Genomic DNA, 18,747 nt, shown 5'->3' on the forward strand with positions numbered 1-18,747 from the left:
CCGCTGCGCGGATCTTGGTGCGGCGGCGTCGCGCGTTGGCGTCGGTTTGGTGTGCGCGGTCAGCCGTAGTTGATGCCTTCGGTGGTGGTGTCGGGTCGTGTGGCGTTGGTGAGGGCGGTGCGGTGCAGCGGTCCTGCGCAGAGCCGCACGCGGCGTTGGGAGAGGGCGCCCAGGGGGCCCAGGCGTGGATCGGGGCCGACGGCGGTGAGCGGGATCGGGCAGCGCGCGGTCTGGGCGGGCTGGGTGGTGAACGGGCGCAGCATCGCGTTCCATTCGCGGCAGGCGGCGTTGGTCGCGCTCAGCGGGCCGGTGCAACGGACGGTGATGTGCTGCTCGCGGGTGGTGAGGTGGGCTTGCAGGACCGGGGTCTGGGCGGGCACGGTGATGGTGATCTGGCCGGCGGGGCTGATCGTGGCGGTGCTGGCGGCCGCGGAGACGGCGAGCGTCAGGGCCAGGCGCGTGAGCGGGCGCATACCGGAGCCTCTCGCGGTCCGTGGCCGGTCAGGCCAGCACGAGGTTGCTGGAGGGGGTCGGGTTGCCGGGCGCGGAGCGGCTGACACGCTTGTAGGCGCGGACGACCTCGCGGCTGGTGGCCTCGCGGTAGGAGATGCCGCGCTGCAGCGGCGTGAGGGTGAGATGGCCGGTGTCGATCGTGTCGATGATGGCCAGGAAGCGGCGGCCCTTGCGGTCGATCTCGACGAGATCTCCGGGGCGCAGGTTGGCGGTGGTCATGGCGCTCAGGCTCCCAGCGGGGTGTGCTCGAGCGGCGCGATCGCAACCGCGCGGGCGTGTCACAGCGCGGTGCCATCCTGCCCGCTCATGTACGCACACGCGCAGTTCCCCTCCCCCACGATGCGCGTCGGCGCGACCCGCGTGACGTTCTCCTGCGAGGCGCTCGGGACGTTCGCCGTGCAGGTGCTGGGCTACCCGACCACCGAGGCACGGAAGCCCGCGGTGCGCGCGCATGCGCTGCGCCATCTGCAGGCGCTGGCGGGGTCGTTGAGCTGGCACGACGGGCCGCTTGCGTGGCTGACCCCGGACCGGGAGCTCCCGTTGCTGATGCTCGGTGACGGCATCGCGTTCGTGATGGGCGCGGACTGCGCAGGGATGCGGGCGTTGACCTGCCGCACGTTCGGCACGGTGTCGGCGGCCGAACGCGCGCGGCGGCTGGAGGTGCGGCGCGCCCGTCGTCGACGTGCCGAGGCGCGCCGGCGGCGGCCCGGGCACCGGCCGCCGGTGCCAGACCGGGCAGACGACCTGCTGCCCATGCCCTGAACGGGCGCGCGCGCCGCGCCCGGGTCAGTGCTGGGCGGAACGCGCGCCAGCGGAGGCGTTGGCGTTGGCGTTGGCGTTGGCGTTGGCGAGGCGTACGAGGGCGCGGTGTGCGCGGTGCCAGCTGCCGGCTGCGGGGTGCGGCAGCGCGTACAGCGCGACGGACCGGTTCCAGGCGAAGCGGTCGGTGCTGGCGGTGCGCAGCCCGTCGACGGTCGTCCACTGCGGCTGGGTGAGCCGCTCGATCGACCGGCGCGGCGGCACGCCCAGGAGCACCAGGGCGTCGGGGCGCAGGATCTCGAGCTGTCCTGCCAGGTAGGGCTGGCAGTTGCGGCCCATCCGCTCCATCGGGCTGCGCCGGCCGCCGTCCCAGGGCGAGCATTGGACGGCCTGCAGCCGGGCGCAGCGGTCCAGGACTGGGATCAGCGTGTGGGGGGCGGGGCGCTCGTGGGCGGGCTGGCGGTCGCGCAGCGCAAGCACGGCGGCGAGCGTGCTCGCGGCGCGGTAGTGGAAGTAGCTGCGCTTCTCGTCGTTGTGTGAGGCGTGACCGTGACGGAAGTCGTGCTGGCTGTGCGCCAGCGCCCGCAGTTCGGCGTCCTGGCGTCCGTCGTCGCGGGAGTTCATGCCCACGAGCGCGACGCGGGTCTGGGGGTAGGCGGCGCCGAGCGCCGGCAGGCGCGGCTGCTGGCCGTCGGGTGGCGGCACGGGTTGGCGGCCCCGAGGCGGCCGCCAGCAGAGCTCGCAGGCCGGGCAGCAGCGCTCCAACGGCTGCTCCTCCACGAGCAGCCCTTGGTCGGCGAAGAACGTCTGGACCCGCGCGAGCAGCCGCACCTGCTCGTCGCTGCGGGCCAGGCGTTCGGGCAGCCGCACCCCGGGAGCGGCCCGGTGGTCGCGCGTCCCGCGGGTCGGGGGGCGCGGTGCGGCTCTCCTGGATCGGCGGGCATGCGTGCGAGCGTAGCCGTCGCCCAGGTCCTCGCAGCAGGGGCGCCGCCCTGCGGGGTCGCGCAGGGGTTAGGCGGCGGCGTGGGTGCTGTCGCTGGCGGTGGTGGCGGGGATCTTCAGGAGGTGGGAGCAGTCGCGTCCGGCGGCCTGCCAGATCGCCAGGAGGCGGTCGCTGGGGCGGCGCTTGCCGTTGTTGGTGGCGTAGTCGCCGGGCAGCCGCTCGTCCAGTGGGGCGACGACGACGGCGCCGTTGTCGACGCGGGCGGCGAGGCCGAGGCGCTCGACCTCGTCCAGGAGCTTGTTGAGGTAGGGCTTGCGGACGGACATGACGACGCCGAGCGTCGAGCGCATGACCGGTCCCTGGTCGAGGTGCTCGAGCAGTTCGCGCCGGCGGCCTGCGGCTCGGACCACCGTGCCGTCGTAGAGCGTCAGGTCCTCGGCCGGGAGGTCGCGGGCGGCCTCGGTGCTGCGTCGGCGAGCGACGACGTTGGTGACCAGCGGCGGCTCGTTGGCGTCGGCCTCCTGCTCGCCGGCGGGGGCGGTTCCGTCGTCCTCGCCGTCGGGGTCGGTGGTGTGGCCGGGCTCGTCGCCGTCGGCATCCGGTGCGGGGGCGGCTGAGACGATCTGCAGGAACGACTCGAGCTGCTCGAGGGTGCGCTCCTGGGCGGGCAGGGCGTCGGCGAGCTCGGCGACCTCGCGCTGGAGGGCGAGGAGTCGCTCCTGCTCCTGGTGCAGGTGCGTGCGGGCGGCCTCGACGGCCTGCTGCTGCTGGTCGCGGAGCCTTGCCAGGTCCTCGGCGGGGTTCACGAACGCGCTCATCGGCTCTCTCTCGGAGATGGTCATCGGTCTGCGGTGCTCCCCGGTCGGTCGAGGCCGACCCTCCGGGGTCCGTGAGCAGGACCGTACGAGCGGACCGGGCACAAACGGCGGAAAGGTGAACCGGCCCCGTTCACCCAGCCCCCGTGCGCGGTTCACCTCCAGCCCGACGCACGGTTCACCTTCGGCCTGACGCGCGGTTCACCTCGGGCCGGTGGGTGGGCGCTGGCGGCGCGGGCGTTGATCTCGTGGCGCAGGCGGGCGACCACGAGCGGGGCGAGGTCCTCGTGGGCCAGCGGCGGCCCGCCGAGGACCGTGCGCGCCCAGGCGCTGAGCTGGTCCAGCCGCGCGATCTCCTCCAGGCCGGCGAGGTCCAGGTCCCGGCGGCGCATGTTGCGTTGGCGGGCGCGGTCGGACCCGAAGTCCGGGGCGTCGGCAGCCGGGTCTGCCGCGAGCTCGGCGAGCTCGAGCAGCTGGGCGCGTCCGTCGGGGGCCTGGGGATCCAGCGGGGCGTGCGAGAGCGCCCAGGCGATCGGCCCGGGAAGCTGGGCGTGCCCCGCCCGCGCGAGGACCTGCAAGGCGCTGAGCTGGCTGGGCGATCCGCCGTGGACCACCCGGCAGTCGCGCGGCGGCGCCCGGCGCGGGCGCTGCCAGCGCTCCAGGCGGGCCTGCAGCTGCGCGAGGGAGATCTGGGCGAGGTCCGCGGGCCGGGGCATCGCGGCCTGCAGGCGCTCGATGCGCCGGTAGCCGTAGGTGCCGGTGGCCGGGTCGACGAGGACCGTGGCCTGCAAGGCGCTGTGGGCGACGCGCAGATGCGGTCGGAAGTCGGGGTGCTGGTGCAGGACGCTGATGCGGCCGGTCTGGGCGCCGCGACCTGCGCGGCCTGCGATCTGGGCGGCTTCCCACGGCTCCAGGGGTCGGGTGCGGCGCCCGTCGTAGCGGCTGGTCTGCGCGAAGCAGATCTCCTGGGCGGTGAGGTTGACGCCGTGGGCGATGACGCTCGTGGCGACCAGGACGTCGGCGCGGCCGAGTTCGAAGCGGGCGATCTGGTCGCGGCGGGCACCGATCGGCAGCGCGCCGTAGAGCGCGCTGACGCGCCCGGGGCGCAGCTGCTGCAGCTCCGCGGCCAGCTGCAGGACGGTGGCGCGACTGAAGGTGACGAGGATGGTGCGGTCGGGGAGCTGCTCGAGCGTGCGGTAGCCGACGAGTTCCAGGCGGCCCATCCGCTCGTAGGTGTGGATCTGGGCGTGTGGGATGAGGCTGCGGATGATCGGGAGCAGCTCGGTGCCGCCGATCAGGTGCGCTTCGGTGTAAGTGGTGGCGAGCAGCAGTCGCGTGTAGGCGCTGCCGCGGTCTGGGTCGGCGGCATGGTGCGCTTCGTCGATCACCAGGACGGTGCCCTGGTCGGGGGCCAGTTCGGCGGTACACGCCAGCAGCGGCGCGTCCGCGTTGATGCGCTGCTCACCGGTCAGCAGGCCGACCCGGTGTGCGCCGGCGACCTGGCTGAGTCGGCGGTAGGCCTCCTCGGCCAGCATCCGCAGCGGTGCGGCGTAGACCCCCTCCCCCACCTCCAGCAGCCGGGTCAGGGCGTGGTGGGTCTTGCCGCTGTTGGGCGGGCCGGCGTGGAAGGACACGTGCCCGTGGGTGCAGCGGCTGGCCAGGGTCACGGGGTCAGCAGTGCGCTGCCGGCCGGGCCGTTGGTGGCGTCCATGCGCCACTGCTGCTGCTCGTAGCGCAGGGCGACCGTCTGTCGTCCGGCGATCGGGTCGGTGACCTCGGCGCGCGCGCGGCGGCGCACGCCGTAGAAGCGCACGTCGCTCACCTCGAGCTGCTCGCGGCTGGCCCGTTCGCGGGCGGACAGGCCGTCGCGGATCGCCAGCAGGATGTCGCCGCAGCTGGCGGCCTCGGCGCCGGGGACCGCGTCTCGTAGCTCGGTGCGCAGCTGCGCGGTCGTCAGCGCGCAGGCGTCCTCGACGTACCCGTCGCTGAAGCTCTGCGCGAACCGGGTGAGGGTGGCCCGGACGGCGTCGCGGTCTTCGGCCTGCAGCAGGCTGACCTGCTCGAGCTGGGACAGCGTGCCGCGCTCGGGGCCCTTGGCGGTGGCGGGCTGGTCCTCCCCGCCGATGAGCGCGAGCGCGAGGATCAGCGCCGCGGCGGCGAGGAGCCCGGCGAGCGCGAGGTGGGCGGGGCGGACGGTCATGCCCGGCAGGTAAGCGCACGGGTGTGCACGCCCGGGGATCTTCGCCGCGGTGCGTGCCCGGAGGTCATCGTGCGGGGGCATGGAGCGATGGCGTGATTCGCGATGGGCGCTGGCGGCGCGCGGGGTCCCCGGGGCGTTGCTGTTGTGGCCGGTCGTGCAGCTGGGGCCGGTCGGGGCGCTGGTGCTCGTGGCGACGGGCCTGCTGCCCTGGCTTGAAGGCCTGTCGCGGGCCTGGTGGCTTGCCCCCGGGCGCACCGTGGCGCTCGCCGTGATGGCGGGCGCGGTCACCGCCGCGGGCATCGTGGCCCTGATGGTGGGCGGGCATCTGGTGCTCGCCGGCTGGCTCGGCGCCGCGGTGTGGGGCTGGGGGCGTGTGGCGCTGCGGGCCCGGCGGGGGCGGGCGGCGCTGGGCCGCGGGCGCCCCGTGATGCTGGCCTGCGGCTTGGGGGCGATCCCCGCGTGGTGGCTCTACGGGGACGACGTGCGCGTGCTGGTGGCCTGCGGCCTGATCGCGGCCTACGCCGGGGTGGGCGCGTTCCTGGCGCTGCCGGCGTTCACCACGGGGGCTGCACGCGGCCAGCGCGGCTGATGACCCAGAGCTCGTCCTGGTCGCTGCCGCGCGGCGCGATCTGCAGGCTGATCGAGAGGGTCCGGCGGGTGCGCGGGACCCGCAGCCGGACCGTCCGGGTCGCGGACACGGCGAAGCGACGGGTCGAGGAGCCGTCGGCGGTCGTGACGCGGACCCAGATCCCGTGGCCGACCAGTTCGCGGCGCATCCGCAGCCTGAGGTCGGTCGCGCCGGGGACGCGCCGGGCCCGGACCGACTGCACGTAGCTGGGCAGCTGCTCCAGGGCCTCGTTGGAACGCTCGGGCAGGGCAGCCGGCGCCGCCGGGGCGGCGGGGGGCGGGCCCGCGGGTGCGCCGGTCGGCGGGATGATCCCGAACCGCAGCTGGGGGTGGGGTCGGGCGCTGGCGCGCAGCTGCTGGGCGGCCTGCTGGACGCTGATCTGCTGCTGCACGGCGATGCGGGCGATCAGGCCGGCGATCTGCGGTGCGGCGAAGCTGGTGCCGCTGCTGCTGGTCCAGGCGCCGCTCGCCGTGCGGGTCCGGACGTCGCTGCCCGCAGTCGCGAGATCGACGCGGGTGCGGCCGCGCGCGGAGAACCAGGCCAGCTGGTCGCCGGTCGTGTCGGTCGCGCCGACCAGCAGGTACCCGGGATGCAGGGCCAGGTCGCGCGGTGTCGTCGCGGGCTCGCGATCGAGGTCCTCGCTGCGGTTGCCGGCGGACGCGACCACCACGCCGCCACGGTCCAGGTAGGCCTGGACCGCGTCGCGGTCGAGCTGGCTGGAGGCGTTGCTGCGCTGGCGGGCCAGGACCATGATCGGGGCGTCCATCGCCTCGAGGTAGGGGGTGAACCGGTGAAACTCCAGCCCGCGCTCCTGGACGGAGAGCACCGGGCTGCCGGCCGAGAGGCGCTGGGCGAGGTCGGCGACCCCCGTCTCGTGCTCGATGCCGCGGCTGTCGGTGGTCGGGGTCGGCGCAATCCCGTGCACATCATCGACGTAGCCGTTGCGGTCGTCGTCGACCATATTGCCGGGCACCTCCCCGGGGTTGGTGAACAGCTGCAGGCCCGCCGTCTCGCTGACCCGGTCGCCGACGACCGCGATCGTGGGCGGCTGCTGACGCGCGGCCCCGAGGAACTGGGCGGGTCCGAGCGCGGCGGCCGCGAGCGCGACGAGCACGAGCACAGCGGCGAGGCACGGGCGGATGACGGAGCGAACCATGAGCGTCGACGCTGGCACACCGCGCCGGCCCCGAGCGCGATCGCGGGGACCGGCATTCCCCCGGCGGCGAAAGGGTCCGAATCCCCGCCCGCTATAGGGTGAGCGTCTCCCCGCCCCCCGGGGGCTGCCGTCCGGGCCAGACCGGCGCGCAGTCCGTCAGTCCCATGCCCGTCCCTCCCAATCGGCCCAGCGAGCTCGGCGCTGCTCTTGATGAGCAGGTCGGTCGTGCGCTGGAAGCGTGGCCGACGCAACAGGCAGCGTGCCGGGAGCGGCTGGCCGAGTCCCTGGCGGCGTTCCCCGTCGCGCTGGAGCAGCAGCTGCACGCCGCCCGCGACGGTCACCCGGGACACGAAGCGATCGCGGGCCTGCTGGCGGGCCTGCTGGCCGGCGCCGCGCGCGTGGACGGGCATGAGCCCGCGGGCTCAGGACGCTGGCCGTCGTGGGTGGAGCTGGAGCTCTGGCGCACCGCTCGCACCGGGACCGCGAGCCTGATGCACTGCGCCGACCCACTCCGCGCGCGAGCGCTCTGCACCGACCTTCCCGCACCGGCCCAGGCCGACGATGACGCGCTGGTCGTCGCAGCCCTGGAGTGCGTCAGCGACGGGCTGTGGCCGTGGCTGTGGTCACGGCAGGCCGCAGACCGCGAGCAGGTCGACGCGCTGAGCGCCGCCATCCAGCAGGCTCTCACAGGGCTCCCCGCGCAGACCCCGATCACCGGTGAGCAGCTGCTGCTGGAGTCGATCGCGTGGCTCTCGGGCACCGTGCCGTTCGAGCAGGACTGGGTCGATCTCCTATTCCGCTACGCCGCGCGGAGCACCCCGACCGCCGTCGATCGACGCGACCTGGCCGCCGCAGCGAGCGCGGCGATCGCGCTGCGCGGCATCCCCGACCGCGACCGGGTGGTCTGGCGCGATCTCGCCTCGGCCCTGGTGCTCGAGCGCCATGACCGCCTGGAGGACGGGCCGTCGACCACCAGTCGCGACCTCGCGCTGCTCACCATCGCCGTCCTCGCAGACCGCTGACACCCCGCCCGCGGGGGGCGGCTACCAGGGGCTCTGTGAGTAGGTTCCGGGCGCCGCTGTGGTGGTGTGCGCCTGGCGGCTTTCGGCCTCCAGCGGGTCGACCAGCGCCCGTTCGGGCGCGGCGGTTGGGTCGGCGTGCGGGTCGTCGGTGAGGCTGCTGACCACGGCGACCGCGGCGGCGAGCAGGCCCAAGAGGACGGTGGTGGAGGGCCGGGTCTGCAGCGCGGCCTGCAGCTGTGCTTGCAGCGTGTCGGTGACGCGTTGGGGCAGGGCGGCGCCGAGCGTCTGGTCGGGCAGGTCGCCGACCTTGGGGGTGCGCGCGGCGGCCCAGGCCAGGGCGGCGGCCATCGCGCCGGCGCCGAGCGTGCGGGGCGCGCGGCGGCGGGCGCCCACGGTGACGGCGGCGCCGAGCAGGACCACCGCGAGCGCGATCCAGTCCGATGAGGTGCTGCGGGTGATCGTGGCCTGCAGGTGCAGCTGGTTGGCGAGCGTGCTGGCGTTGTCCGGGAGGCTGACCGTCCACCAGGCCGGGATCGCCAGGGCGGCGGTGGCGGAGGCGCTGATCTGGCGCAGGTTCATGTCGAGACCGTGGTCGTGGTGGCCAGCAGCGTCCACAGCACGGTGCTCGCGGCGATGCCGGGGACCATCGGGACGCCGGTGTTGCGGAGCCCGTGGACGTTGCGGTGACGGCGCGCGATGACGGCCAGCAGCAGCAGCGAGATCAGGGCGGCGGTGATCAGGACGTAGCCGATGCGCCACTGGACCATCAGCGCCGCGAGGCTGAGGAGGTAGGCGTCGGCGATGCCCATCGGCAGCAGGAGGGCGACCGCGCCGAGGACCCCGAGGGTGACCAGCGCGTAGGGCCAGGCGCGCGCGGCGAGGTCCGGGTCCAGGACCGTCAGGGCGCCGGCGAGCGTGAGGGCCCCGGCGATCCAGAGGGTGTGCGGCAGGATCGCCAGTTCCCAGTCCACCAGCGCGGCCGGGACCATCACCAGGATCGCGGCGATCGCGATCGCCAGCAGCGCGGGGTCGTCGTGGTGCACGAGCGCCGCGATCGCGAACAGGACGCTGGTGGCGGCCTCGACCAGCGGGTAGCGCGCGCTGATCGGTGTGGCGCAGCAGCTCGAGCGGCCGCGCAGCCACAGCCAGCCGAGGACCGGGACGTTGTGGTGGGCGGCGATCGGCGTCGAGCACTTCGGGCACGCGGACCGCCCGAGCAGGCTGCGCCGATTGGGCAGGCGGTGGATCGCCACGTTGAGGAACGAGCCGTAGACCAGGCCCATCACCGCAGCCACGGCGGCCAGTGCGACGGGGTTGGTGCTCATGGGGCGTCGAAGAGCTCGCGGCGGGTCGCGGCAGCGCGCTCCGCGGCGGTGAGCGCCTGGGTGTCCTCGTCGGCGAGCTCCCCGAGGATCTCGACGATCGCCGAGAGCACGAGCATGAACGCCAGCGGGAGCACGACGACGACCAGGACGGCCTGGTCGATCCCGGGGCGGTCCAGGCCGACCAGCACCACCAAGGCGGCGCCGGCCAGGAGCGCGGTTCCGCGCAACAGGTTGCGTGAGTCCATGCTCATGACGCTACGAGCGTGCTGCTAGCCGGCGGCGCGCTCCGCCGTTCACCTCCCCCGCGGGAAGGGGTGAACGCGAGGTGAACCGCCGCGAACGGGTGCGGGCCGGGCGGGAGCATCACAGCCTGATGGGAGACTGCCGCCCCGTGAGATTCCGTCGCCGCCGCGCTGTGAACGCCCTTCGTGCCCACGTGGCCGAGCACGGCTATGCCGTGGTCCGTCGTCGCGCCCAGGACGACGGCCGCATGATGGCCTACACCGTCGGGCTGCCCGGCGGCGAGCTGGTCGTCTTCGGCGGCGACGGGGAGACAGCCGAGCGGCGCCTGCGCGACCTCGTCGCCCAGCGGGTCTGCGGCGCCGAGGCACCCGGACTGCAGATGCCGCCGGAGGCGCGCGAGCACCTCACCTACGCCTGCCTCTACCACGGCGACGCCAGCGCCTTCGACGCGCATCTGCACTGACCCGGCGCGCGCGCCACGGATGTCCGTCAGAGACCGGCCCTAGCGTCCGAGCGGTGGAGGGCGCGCTGCGCACACCCCAGCCCGCGATGGGCGTCTGTCGGACCGGCTGGCTGGTGCAGCGGCCGGGCGAGCTCGGCCGGCTGGACCGCGTGCTGGCGCTGGCACGAGGCAGCGGCGAGCCGGTCGGGATCGACTTCGAGACCGACGGGCTGGATCCCGAGAAGGGCGCGCGAGCGATGGTGATCGCCGTGGCGGTGCGTGGCCGGCCCCCTGTCGTGGTCGACGTCTGGAACGTGCCCGCGAGCGAGGTGCTGGTGCGGCTGCATGAGCATCCCGGCGTCCTGCTGGCCCATCACGCCCCGTTCGAACTCGCGTTCTGCCGGCGCGAGCTCGGCGTCGAGCTGCAGCAGCTGGTGTGCACCCGTCGGCTCTACCAACAGGCCCGCCTGGAGCGGCTCGGCATCGACCCGCAGGAACACGGGACCAACCTCGCCGCATGCGTGCGTCACCTGCTCGGCTGGGATCTGGACAAGCGCTGGCAAGCGGGCCCGTGGAACCGACGGCCGATGAGCGTCGGCCAGATCCGCTACGCCGGGATCGACGCGCTCGTGCTGCCGCCGCTGGCCGCCGCCATCACACGCTGGCGCGGCGAGTTAGGGTCAGCGCATGCGCTTGGGTCGATGGTTCGCTGGTCTTGCCGTGGTCGCTGCGGGCGGCGCCGCCGTGCCGCCCTCCCCTGCGCTCGCGCAAGGCGAGTTGCCGCCGTGCCCGACCAGCGAAGAGCAGGTGGAGATCCAGGCGCCGCAGTACGTTCGCAGCGGCCGGGGCTACACGATCCGGGCCGAGAAGGACCTCGGCCAGGGGATCGAGGCGCTGGCGATCACGTACACGGTCGCGGGCAAGTCGACCACCGAGGTGGTGCCCTTCCAGGACGAGTCGCTGCGGATCGTCCGGGCCGCGCCGACGTCCGGGACGCTCGGCCTGCGGTTCGACTGGGCCGAGAACCCGGGCGAGCAGGACGCCTGCCGCGGCAGCGACACCTACGCGCGCATCCCCGTCATCGGGGCCAACCTCAAGGCAGGACGGCCCGGTGTCACGCGGTTCGTGGGCCGGTACCGAGCGACCGTCGCGGACGCGCGCGGCTCTGAATCGTGGACGATGCGTCCGAACTGCGACGTGTTCGGTTGCGGGACGCGCGTGCGCTCCAGCGGGACGCTGCGCGGGACCTTCTTCCCGCAGGACGACGGGACCTACCGCCTCACGCGGCGCGTCAGCGCCGGCTTCTGCAGCGTGACCTACGCCGACGGACGGAAAGCGAAGTGGACGATCTTCGCCTCCCAGCGCGTCTCGCTGCGCGTCACCGCAAGCCGCGGCGGCGTGGCCACGCGATTCAGCGGGCGAGAGACCATCAGCTACGACGTCCCCTCCGACCCCGTCGGAGCCTGCAAGCCACCCCGGACCGAGCGGACCAGGGTGACGGTCGTGCGCCGCTGAACCCGGCAGCCATCGGCCACGGGCCGTCCGGGCCCGGCGTCCGGGCGGCTACCCGAGGCTGGCTGTCGCGTCCGCCAACGGCCAGGCGACCGTGCGCGCCACGATGGGCGCGGCCGACGGGGTGAGGCGTCTGCCGTGTGTCAGGGGTCGCTCTCAGACTGCGCGGGGTGCAGTCCTCCTCTCCCCCGGCACCAACGCCGCTGTGCGGCTGACCTGGTCTGCGCGTCCGGTCCCGGACGGGTGGCCGTGCTTCTCCACCGCGCAGCTGAACGCGCTGCTGGACCGATCGGCGCGCCCCGCGGGCGAGCCGATCGAGCTCAGCCGTGCGCCGCCCCGGTCCTGGCGGCGATGCGCGAGCACGGACGTGTCGGCGTCGAGGTGCTCGCACCGGTCCCCAACCTCGCCGCGTTGCGGCTGCTGCTGGGGTTCGTGCTCGGGCCGGCATGCAGCCTGGATGTCCGGGTGCATGTGCGGTGTCCATGGCCGTGGGAACCGGAGGTCTGGGCGCGCGATCCACAGATGGTCGACACGCAGGTCGGCTACGCCTGGACGGTCCAACGGCTCGCGTTTCGCGCCGAGCAGTTGCTCGGGCGCGCAGCGACGATCGGCCCGTTGCCCGCGTCGCAGGGTGACCTAGACCGGGCGCGCAGCGCGGCGGCCCGGGCGCTCGTCGACGGGCCGGTGCAGGTGATCGCGCCGGCCGGGTCGGGCAAGACGCGAGTGCTGATCGAGCGCTGCCGGCTGCTGGCCGCAGCGGGCGTGCCCGCGCAGCGGCTGCTGTGCCTGACGTTCTCCCGGGCAGCCGCCGAGGAGCTGCAGGAGCGCCTGGCCGCCGTCGGGCTCGCGCAGGTGCAGGTCCGCAGCTTCCACGCGCTCGGGCGCGAGGTGCTGCGCGCCGGCGGCCGACTGCGCGGCGGGCCGATCACGGCACCGGCGGGTGTCTGGCGCCAGCTGGCGTTCCGGGCGCGCGAAGCGGTCACCGCGGCCGGACACCGCGGGGCGTGGATCGAACCTGAGGTGCTGGCGGACCACGTCGGCCAGACCAAGACGATCTGGCAGCGCTCACCGGCCCAGGAGTTCGCGCGCCTGGACGGGACGGCCGAGCTGTCCGAGCGCGACCGCACCCTGCAGGTCGGGTACGCCCTGTACGAGCGCTGGCTGCAGCGCGAGAACCGCGTCGACTTCGACGACCTCGTGCTGCAGGCCGCGAACCTGCTCGCCGCCGACGCGCAGCTGCGCGCGGGCTGGCAGGACCGCTGGGACGCCGTGCTCGTGGACGAGCACCAGGACACCGACCCCGGACAGGACCGGCTGCTGCGGATCCTCAGCGCCCCCCACGATCGGCTCACCGTGGTCGCCGACGAGGCCCAGGTCCTCTTCTCCTGGCGCGCCGCGTCGGTCGGACGGGTGCTGCAGATCGACCGCACCTACCCCGCGATCGAGCGGCACCTGCTGCGCTTCAACTACCGCTGCCACCCGCACATCACCCGCGCGGCCGCGCGGATGATCGCGCGCAACGCCCACCAGTTCGCCAAGCCGATCGACGTCCCCGAGCACCTGGACCTCGAGCACCGCGACGACCCGCCGGCCGCCCGCGTGCTGCACCTCCCCACCGCCGAGCTGACCGAGGAGTGCGCGCGGCTGGTGCGCGAGCACGGCGAGACCGACGTCGCGCTGCTGGCCCGCACCGTCCGCACGCTGCGGCAGGCCGCCGTGGACCTCGCGCGTCGCGGGGTCCTGATCCGCGGGCCGCGAGCACTGTTCGAGCCCGGTCCGCTGCGCGCCGGGATGCTCGCGCATCTCGCAGTGCTCGAGGACCCGCAGGCCGCCTCGACCGGTGACCTGGAGCGGATGTTCCGCACACCAGGTCGCGGAATGGTGCCGGAGTGGTCGGCCGCGATGCACCGCGCGCTGCCGCAGCTGTGGGACGAGGCCGCACCGTTCTCCCAGGCGCTGGAGATCGCGCTCAGCGAGGCCGCCAGCGACTACCCGGCCTGGCTGCTGCGCCGCGCTCGCGCGGCGATGCGCGAGCTCGACACGGTCGTGCCCGCGGCGCTCACACGACGCCCACGCGGTCGTCCGCGCGCTGCGCGACCGCGGCGGCCTGGACCGCCACTACGCGCAGCTGGCGCGCCTGGCCGCCGGCGGCACCGTCGCCCACGACGGGCCCGAGGAACTCGACCACCTCGAACGGCTCGCCCGCGGCGCCACGCTCACCGACCTGCGCGACCGTCTCCACCAGGAGCAGCGGCTCCTGGCCGAGCACCGCGACGACGAGCGCGGCGTGACGCTCAGCACGATCCACGCGGCCAAGGGCCGCGAATGGCCCGTGGTGATCGTCTACGGCGCCTCGGACTGCGAGCTGCCCCACCGCCGCAGCGTGCAAGAGGCCACGCCCGGCCTGGACGGCCCCTACGGCCTGGAGGACGAACGCCGCCTGGCCTACGTCGCGTTCACCCGCGCGCGCCGCGAGCTGCTCGTGCTCTGCGACCGCCAGGAACCGATCAGCCGCTTCTGCGCCGAAGCCGACCTCCCCACCCACGACCGGCAAGCCGCGCGCCTCTCCCCCACCCCACCACGCAGACCGCGCCTGCCGCAGCACTGGCTCGTGCCCCAAGCGCCGACGCAGCGCGCAGAGGCCCCCCACGCCTGCTCTTCTGAACCGCGTTCGGGGAGACCCGGTAGGTCAGGTGGGCGGACAACGGACGACCTGCCGCCGGGTGCCTTGTGGTCGCCGCATCCGACCCGGCCAGCGACAACGCGACGGCACGGACACCGACCACGCGGTTCCCGAGCGCGGCCGCGCGGCTCCCGCCGCCGATACCCGATGCACCGACCGTGAGCCTGGCGAATCGGGCGGTGCTCGTCCGCGCTAGAGGACCAGAGAGCCAACAAGCGCCAGCCCGCTGAGCAGGAAGACCGCGGCGAAGAAGTTCAACCATCCCGCGGGGCGGTTGCTGTCGACGGCGAGGTGACGCTCGTTGGCGCTGACCCGCAGGACCGCCGCGAAGACGAGCAGCAGAACAGCCGTGACGATCTGGTGTGCGTGGCTTGGTGGAAGGACGGCGGCGGCGCCGACGACGACGGGCAGGAGCGCCCACAGCCCCGCCATCTGCTTTGCCTCCGCGGCCCGCGACTTGTACTGCTTCGCGCCCGCGAGCCGCCGGGCCCTCAGGGGCGCCGCCGAACGCGTCGTACAGGTGTCAGCCGACGCCTCGGTGATGCGCGCCTGGTCCTCCCGAACACGCTCCAGCAACGGGAAGGGAGAGCAGCGATAAGGCCAGGACGCCGGCGATCACGCGGAGAGTTTCCGCGGGTAGCTCGGCACCGCACAAGAGGAGCACGGCGAGGTAGGCGGCGAAGAAGGCAAAGAGGCGAGCGGGGGGCAGAGACATGGTGCATTCACCATGCCCGGCCCCGCGACACAATTTCACGTTTTCCGTTAGCCGCTGTCGCGCAGATCGGTCGGCCTCGCCCCACGAACGCGCCGTCGGCTCGATACGCGCCTCCGCGCCTGCCCCTCGCCGCGGTTCACCGCCTGGCGTTGGCGAGCACGCGAGCCGGATCCTCACCAGCCACGATGGTCGGCCCGGGCTCCCCCGGCTGCCGGGGTTCCGCGGGTCTGGGGCGACGGCCCGGTGGTGTTCAGTGGTGGTCGAGTTGCTGGGTGTACTGGGGCCAGGTGGTGAAGTGTCGGCGCACGGCGGCGGCGGGCGGCCAGATCCGTTCGAGTTCGCCGGCGAGGTCGAGGTTGGGGCGGTACCAGTCGGCGGGTGTGGGGGCGCGCGCGAAGCTGCGGATCCAGAGGTCGCCGGCCTCGAGGAGGTCGTCTGCGGTGAGCTGGAGGGTGGTTGGCAGGACGATGCCGGGGCGGGAGGCGGCGGCGATGTAGTCGGCCCAGGTTCCGTGGAGTGCGCGGACGAGTTGTGGGCGGGGCCAGTGGCCGCCGTGGAGGCGGTGGTCGCGGTCGGTGCCGCGTCGGGTGAAGTCCCGGGGCGTGGCCAGTCGCCGTGGGCGTGGCGCCATGCAGCGGCGGCGGCGAGGGTTTCGCCGAGGGTGAACTTGCGCCGCGATCCGCGCTCGCAGTACACGCACAGCAGGCTTGAGCGGGCCTGTCCGCGGGAGCCGTCTGTGGGGCCTGCGCAGGCGACGCAGACGCCTTGCTTGCGGGCGCGCGCGATGCGGTCCCGACGGCCGCTGGGGTCGTGGTGCAGCTGGCTGATCCGTTGGACGGACAGCGGGGCGCTGCCGTCGCGGTCGGCGAGCAGCCGGGCGACGTCGCTGCGGGTCAGGCCGGCGGCGCGCAGGCGCGCGATCTCTTGGCGGCGAGGATCGTTCACCGCGGGGGACGGGGGCGCTGCAGCAGGGTCTGCAGGCAGACGAGGACGACGATGACACCGACGGCGGTGAGGCCGAGCTCCAGGAGGCTGCGCTGGGCGAGCATGCCGGAGATGCCTCCGTCGCCGTCGCGGCCGTTCCAGAGCTTGGAGACGGGGCCGGTGAGCGTCTGGGGGCTGGCGATGAGCAGCACGCCGAGGGCGAGCGTGGCGAGCGTCCAGAGGCCGCGAGCGGCGGTCGTGGCGTGGGCGCGGGGCGCCGGGCGCGGGTGGTCGGGGGGCTGCGGGGTGTGCCGGTGGGCCATGGGCGCCACGGTAGGCACGGGGTGTGCGGTGGCTGCGCGTTTGCGGGACGGCGCGTTCATCGGCTGGGGTTGGGAGCGGGGCGCGCTCGCGGGCGGCGAGACCGTGGGCGTGGCCGGCGACGCTGTGGGTGTTGGTGGGGTCGGGTGCGGGCTCGTCGCGCAGCCCGGCGGCGTAGCCGTGGGCGTGGGCGGTGACGTGTGCTTGGGCCTCGGCGCTGAGGTGGTGCAGGGAGGTCGCGGCGAGGGCGGCGCTGGCGGCGGTGTAGCCGAGCTTGAGCGTTGCGCGGTCGCCGTGCATGAGGCCACGGACGAGCTCGAACGGGTCGTCAGGGATGGCGCTGTGGGGCATGCGACCGATGCTGGCGCCCACCGATGACACACAGCCGCACGTGCAGCCGAGATGCCGCCTCAACCGGGGCAAAAAAGGGGTCCGGGGGCGCGTCCGGCCCGGGGCGCCCCCGGGGCCCCGAGCCCGCCGCGGTGGGCGGGGTCGGGGGGCCCGGTGGCGACCCGCAGGGGCCTGACGACGGGTGCGACGGGCGTCAGTCGTTCGGGAGTTCGTGCGGGGGGATGTCGAGTTCCCAGCAGGCGCCGTCGCGCAGGCGGGTGAGGGAGAGCTGGCAGCCGGCGTTGCGGGCGGGTCGCGCGGCGCGGTGCGCGGCGGTGTAGGCCTGGTCGTCGGGATGGGTCGCGGCCCATCCGAGGGAGGTCCTGGTAGCCGTGGTCGTCGCTCCAGGCGCGCGGAGGCACCGGGATGTAGCCGGCCTGCTCGGGGTCCTCGGTGCTCTCGGCCAGACCCTGCGCGGTCTGGGCCAAAGCGCCAGGCGCTGCAGGCGTTCGGCGACCGGTGAGTCGGGGTGTCGGGCGTGGAAAGGATGGCCAGCAACAGGTGTGTGGCAGCGGGCGGGAGGTCGGCGTCGGGGGCGCAGGCGCCGAGGCCCAGGAGCGTGTAGGCGATGCGGTCCATCGTCGGGCCTCCCCCTTGCTCCCAGGTGCGCCCGTGGCTGTCGCAGTCCTGCGCGGGGTTGTAGGCGCCGTGCGGCCACTGGGCCACGACCCAGTCGCGGGCGGCCGGGTTCAGGACGCTGGTGTCGAGCCCGCGCTCGGCCAGGGGCACGGCGAAGTCCTCGAAGCGGTCGTAGGTGTTCGTGCGGTCGGTCGGGTCGGTCATCGGTCTCCTTCGGTCAGGGTGGGGGGCAAGGGCAGTTGCGAGTCGGTCGGGGTGCTCGTGGTCCAGAGCTGCTGGACGTGGGCGGGCTCCTTGTCGGTGGCGCCGGCGAGCGCCACGGTGAGGAAGTGCTCGCGGCCGGGCCCGCCGCCCGGGGCGCGGCGTTGCAGCCAGACGCGCGGTATCTCGTCCTGGTGCTCGACGTTGCCGTGCGTGGCCCAGCGCCGCGCTCAGCTCCTTCTGGGGCCCGGTCTGGCGGGCGGTGACGCTGCGGGCGACGAGGGGCGGGCGCGGTCGCCGCGGGCGGGTACCAGATCCTGCGGACCTCGTAGAGGGCCAGGGTCTCGTTCCAGGCGCTGCTGGTAGCAGGCAAGCAGGGCGTCGGCGGGCAGCTCGCGTGCGGCGGTGCGGAGGCGGCGGCCGGCGATGAGGCCCTGTCGCGGGTTGATCGCCACGGCGCGCTGCTCCAGCAGCAGGGCGGTCACGGCGGCCTGTCGGTGCGCGTGGTGGCGGTCAGGTGGGAAGGCCCACGCGGTGGCGCTGGTGGTGGTGCTCGCGGCGGGCGTGGTCGGCGAGGGCCTCGCAGCGGTCGGTGTGGGCGTGCAGGTCCCTCGCTGGCCGCGTGGGCGCGCCAGGCGAGCTCGAGGGAGGTTCATGGCGTGCAGGGCGTCGGCGATCCCGGAGCTGGCGGCTGTGCTGCTGGGTTGCGCGGTCCAGGATGTGGGCGTGGGCGCCGTCCTGGATCTGGACGAGGGTAGCGCTGCAGGTCCGCTGGGGCCTGCCGGCGGGGTGATGTTGATCACGGGGTGTCGGTGATCGTGTAGGGGGTGGCGTAGGCGCTGTGGACGACGCCGGCGATGTCGTCGGACCAGGACATGCGCCCGGCGTCGAGCTCGACCGTGTCGGTGGTCAGGGCGACGGTCACGGTGCCGGTGATCGGGACGTCGTGGCCGCTGCCGTTGTAGCGGTCGTAGATGAGCAGGTAGGGGTCGGTGAAGGTGACGGTCTGCTGGGCGGCGATCGCGTCGACGATCTCCGGTGTCGGCGTGGCAGAGCACGACGAGCTCGCCGCCGTAGCTGGCCTCGGTCAGCAGCTCGTGCAGGCGCTCGTGGTTGGTGGTCGCGTTGATGCCGGCGGCCTTGGCGAGCCGGTTGGCGCTGCGGCGCAGCTGCGCGGGGGTGGCGCTGAGGTGCGACTCGATGCTCGGGCGCGCGCGGGAGGGCGAAGCGGAACATCCGCCGGCTTGTCTGGGCGGCCAGCTCGCCCAGGACGTCGAAAGTCTCAGCGGTCGAAGATCGCCTCGCGCAGGTCCTCGTGGGCGCCGTCTCGTCGTCCTGGAGCGTGTCCGCGTTAGCGCTCGTCGGGATCAGCGACT

Annotated in this window: 20 protein-coding genes and 2 pseudogenes; 8 read left to right on the plus strand and 14 right to left on the minus strand. The window is 74.3% G+C overall.

The window, feature by feature from the left end; genetic code table 11:
* Positions 1–59: 59 nt before the first annotated feature.
* Both GKE82_RS24670 and GKE82_RS24675 read right to left on the minus strand, forming a co-directional pair.
* Positions 60–473 (minus strand): hypothetical protein, encoded by a 414-nt coding sequence (locus GKE82_RS24670; RefSeq protein WP_154735582.1) that lies wholly within the window; start codon positions 471–473, stop codon positions 60–62.
* A gap of 28 nt (positions 474–501) precedes the next feature.
* The gene (locus GKE82_RS24675) at positions 502–732 is read right to left on the minus strand and encodes a hypothetical protein (RefSeq protein WP_154735341.1); all 231 of its coding nucleotides are present in this window, start codon (positions 730–732) and stop codon (positions 502–504) included.
* Positions 733–819: 87 nt separating this feature from the next.
* Here GKE82_RS24675 and GKE82_RS24680 point away from each other — a divergent pair, with 87 nt between their 5' ends.
* Positions 820–1,275 carry a hypothetical protein gene (locus GKE82_RS24680; protein ID WP_154735583.1) on the plus strand — a complete coding sequence of 152 codons (456 nt, stop codon included), beginning with the start codon at positions 820–822 and terminating at the stop codon, positions 1,273–1,275.
* A 24-nt stretch (positions 1,276–1,299) separates the two neighbouring features.
* On the opposite strand, the gene GKE82_RS24685 is transcribed toward GKE82_RS24680, so the two are convergent.
* From GKE82_RS24685 to GKE82_RS24700, 4 genes are all read right to left on the minus strand, one after another.
* The gene (locus tag GKE82_RS24685) at positions 1,300–2,142 is read right to left on the minus strand and encodes a uracil-DNA glycosylase family protein (RefSeq protein WP_154735584.1); all 843 of its coding nucleotides are present in this window, start codon (positions 2,140–2,142) and stop codon (positions 1,300–1,302) included.
* Between the two features lie 141 nt (positions 2,143–2,283).
* On the minus strand, positions 2,284–3,033 hold the full coding sequence (locus tag GKE82_RS24690; RefSeq protein WP_154735343.1) for a hypothetical protein: 750 nt from the start codon (positions 3,031–3,033) through the stop codon (positions 2,284–2,286).
* Between the two features lie 152 nt (positions 3,034–3,185).
* Positions 3,186–4,697, minus strand: coding sequence for a helicase-related protein (locus GKE82_RS24695; RefSeq protein WP_154735585.1), 1,512 nt, complete (start codon positions 4,695–4,697; stop codon positions 3,186–3,188).
* The gene (locus GKE82_RS24700; protein WP_154735345.1) at positions 4,694–5,230 is read right to left on the minus strand and encodes a hypothetical protein; all 537 of its coding nucleotides are present in this window, start codon (positions 5,228–5,230) and stop codon (positions 4,694–4,696) included. Before GKE82_RS24700 ends, GKE82_RS24695 begins: the two co-directional genes overlap by 4 nt.
* A gap of 79 nt (positions 5,231–5,309) precedes the next feature.
* On the opposite strand from GKE82_RS24700, the gene GKE82_RS24705 reads away from it, so the two are divergent.
* Positions 5,310–5,819, plus strand: a complete 510-nt coding sequence (locus GKE82_RS24705; RefSeq protein WP_154735346.1) for a hypothetical protein — start codon at positions 5,310–5,312, stop codon at positions 5,817–5,819.
* On the opposite strand, the gene GKE82_RS24710 is transcribed toward GKE82_RS24705, so the two are convergent.
* The gene (locus GKE82_RS24710; RefSeq protein WP_154735347.1) at positions 5,785–7,014 is read right to left on the minus strand and encodes a S8 family serine peptidase; all 1,230 of its coding nucleotides are present in this window, start codon (positions 7,012–7,014) and stop codon (positions 5,785–5,787) included. The genes GKE82_RS24705 and GKE82_RS24710 overlap by 35 nt on opposite strands.
* A gap of 164 nt (positions 7,015–7,178) precedes the next feature.
* Here GKE82_RS24710 and GKE82_RS24715 point away from each other — a divergent pair, with 164 nt between their 5' ends.
* Entirely contained in the window at positions 7,179–8,036 is an 858-nt protein-coding gene (locus tag GKE82_RS24715) for a hypothetical protein (RefSeq protein WP_154735348.1), read from the plus strand.
* Positions 8,037–8,057: 21 nt separating this feature from the next.
* Here the strand turns inward: GKE82_RS24715 and GKE82_RS24720 are convergent, their stop codons facing one another.
* The 3 genes from GKE82_RS24720 to GKE82_RS24730 are packed head-to-tail and all read right to left on the minus strand — an operon-like array spanning position 8,058 to position 9,606.
* Positions 8,058–8,615 (minus strand): hypothetical protein, encoded by a 558-nt coding sequence (locus GKE82_RS24720; RefSeq protein WP_154735586.1) that lies wholly within the window; start codon positions 8,613–8,615, stop codon positions 8,058–8,060.
* Positions 8,612–9,361, minus strand: a complete 750-nt coding sequence (locus GKE82_RS30240; RefSeq protein ID WP_154735350.1) for an A24 family peptidase — start codon at positions 9,359–9,361, stop codon at positions 8,612–8,614. Before GKE82_RS30240 ends, GKE82_RS24720 begins: the two co-directional genes overlap by 4 nt.
* Entirely contained in the window at positions 9,358–9,606 is a 249-nt protein-coding gene (locus GKE82_RS24730; protein ID WP_154735351.1) for a hypothetical protein, read from the minus strand. Before GKE82_RS24730 ends, GKE82_RS30240 begins: the two co-directional genes overlap by 4 nt.
* Before the next feature lie 212 nt (positions 9,607–9,818).
* Between GKE82_RS24730 and GKE82_RS24735 the strand changes: the two genes are divergently transcribed.
* The 5 genes and pseudogenes from GKE82_RS24735 (at position 9,819) to GKE82_RS31750 (ending at position 14,403) form a co-directional block, all read left to right on the plus strand.
* Positions 9,819–10,067, plus strand: a complete 249-nt coding sequence (locus tag GKE82_RS24735; protein WP_154735587.1) for a hypothetical protein — start codon at positions 9,819–9,821, stop codon at positions 10,065–10,067.
* Positions 10,068–10,153: 86 nt separating this feature from the next.
* A pseudogene (locus GKE82_RS31740) lies at positions 10,154–10,645 on the plus strand (hypothetical protein); the annotation flags it as partial.
* An 88-nt stretch (positions 10,646–10,733) separates the two neighbouring features.
* Positions 10,734–11,561, plus strand: coding sequence for a hypothetical protein (locus GKE82_RS29410; protein ID WP_230317226.1), 828 nt, complete (start codon positions 10,734–10,736; stop codon positions 11,559–11,561).
* A 519-nt stretch (positions 11,562–12,080) separates the two neighbouring features.
* Positions 12,081–12,980 (plus strand): annotated as a pseudogene (locus GKE82_RS31745) (UvrD-helicase domain-containing protein); the annotation flags it as partial.
* 865 nt (positions 12,981–13,845) lie between these two features.
* Positions 13,846–14,403 carry a 3'-5' exonuclease gene (locus GKE82_RS31750; RefSeq protein WP_375337060.1) on the plus strand — a complete coding sequence of 186 codons (558 nt, stop codon included), beginning with the start codon at positions 13,846–13,848 and terminating at the stop codon, positions 14,401–14,403.
* Between the two features lie 30 nt (positions 14,404–14,433).
* On the opposite strand, the gene GKE82_RS24755 is transcribed toward GKE82_RS31750, so the two are convergent.
* From GKE82_RS24755 to GKE82_RS30245, 4 genes are all read right to left on the minus strand, one after another.
* Positions 14,434–14,673 (minus strand): hypothetical protein, encoded by a 240-nt coding sequence (locus GKE82_RS24755; RefSeq protein ID WP_154735590.1) that lies wholly within the window; start codon positions 14,671–14,673, stop codon positions 14,434–14,436.
* A gap of 533 nt (positions 14,674–15,206) precedes the next feature.
* The gene (locus GKE82_RS24760) at positions 15,207–15,587 is read right to left on the minus strand and encodes a hypothetical protein (RefSeq protein WP_154735591.1); all 381 of its coding nucleotides are present in this window, start codon (positions 15,585–15,587) and stop codon (positions 15,207–15,209) included.
* 310 nt (positions 15,588–15,897) lie between these two features.
* Positions 15,898–16,203 carry a hypothetical protein gene (locus tag GKE82_RS24765; RefSeq protein WP_154735357.1) on the minus strand — a complete coding sequence of 102 codons (306 nt, stop codon included), beginning with the start codon at positions 16,201–16,203 and terminating at the stop codon, positions 15,898–15,900.
* Between the two features lie 1,967 nt (positions 16,204–18,170).
* A complete protein-coding gene (locus tag GKE82_RS30245) occupies positions 18,171–18,296 on the minus strand; it encodes a hypothetical protein (RefSeq protein WP_255451153.1) in 126 nt (41 codons plus the stop codon).
* Between the last annotated feature and the right edge of the window lie 451 nt (positions 18,297–18,747).

Source organism: Conexibacter sp. W3-3-2 (assembly GCF_009707605.1).
Lineage (GTDB): Bacteria > Actinomycetota > Thermoleophilia > Solirubrobacterales > Solirubrobacteraceae > Paraconexibacter > Paraconexibacter algicola.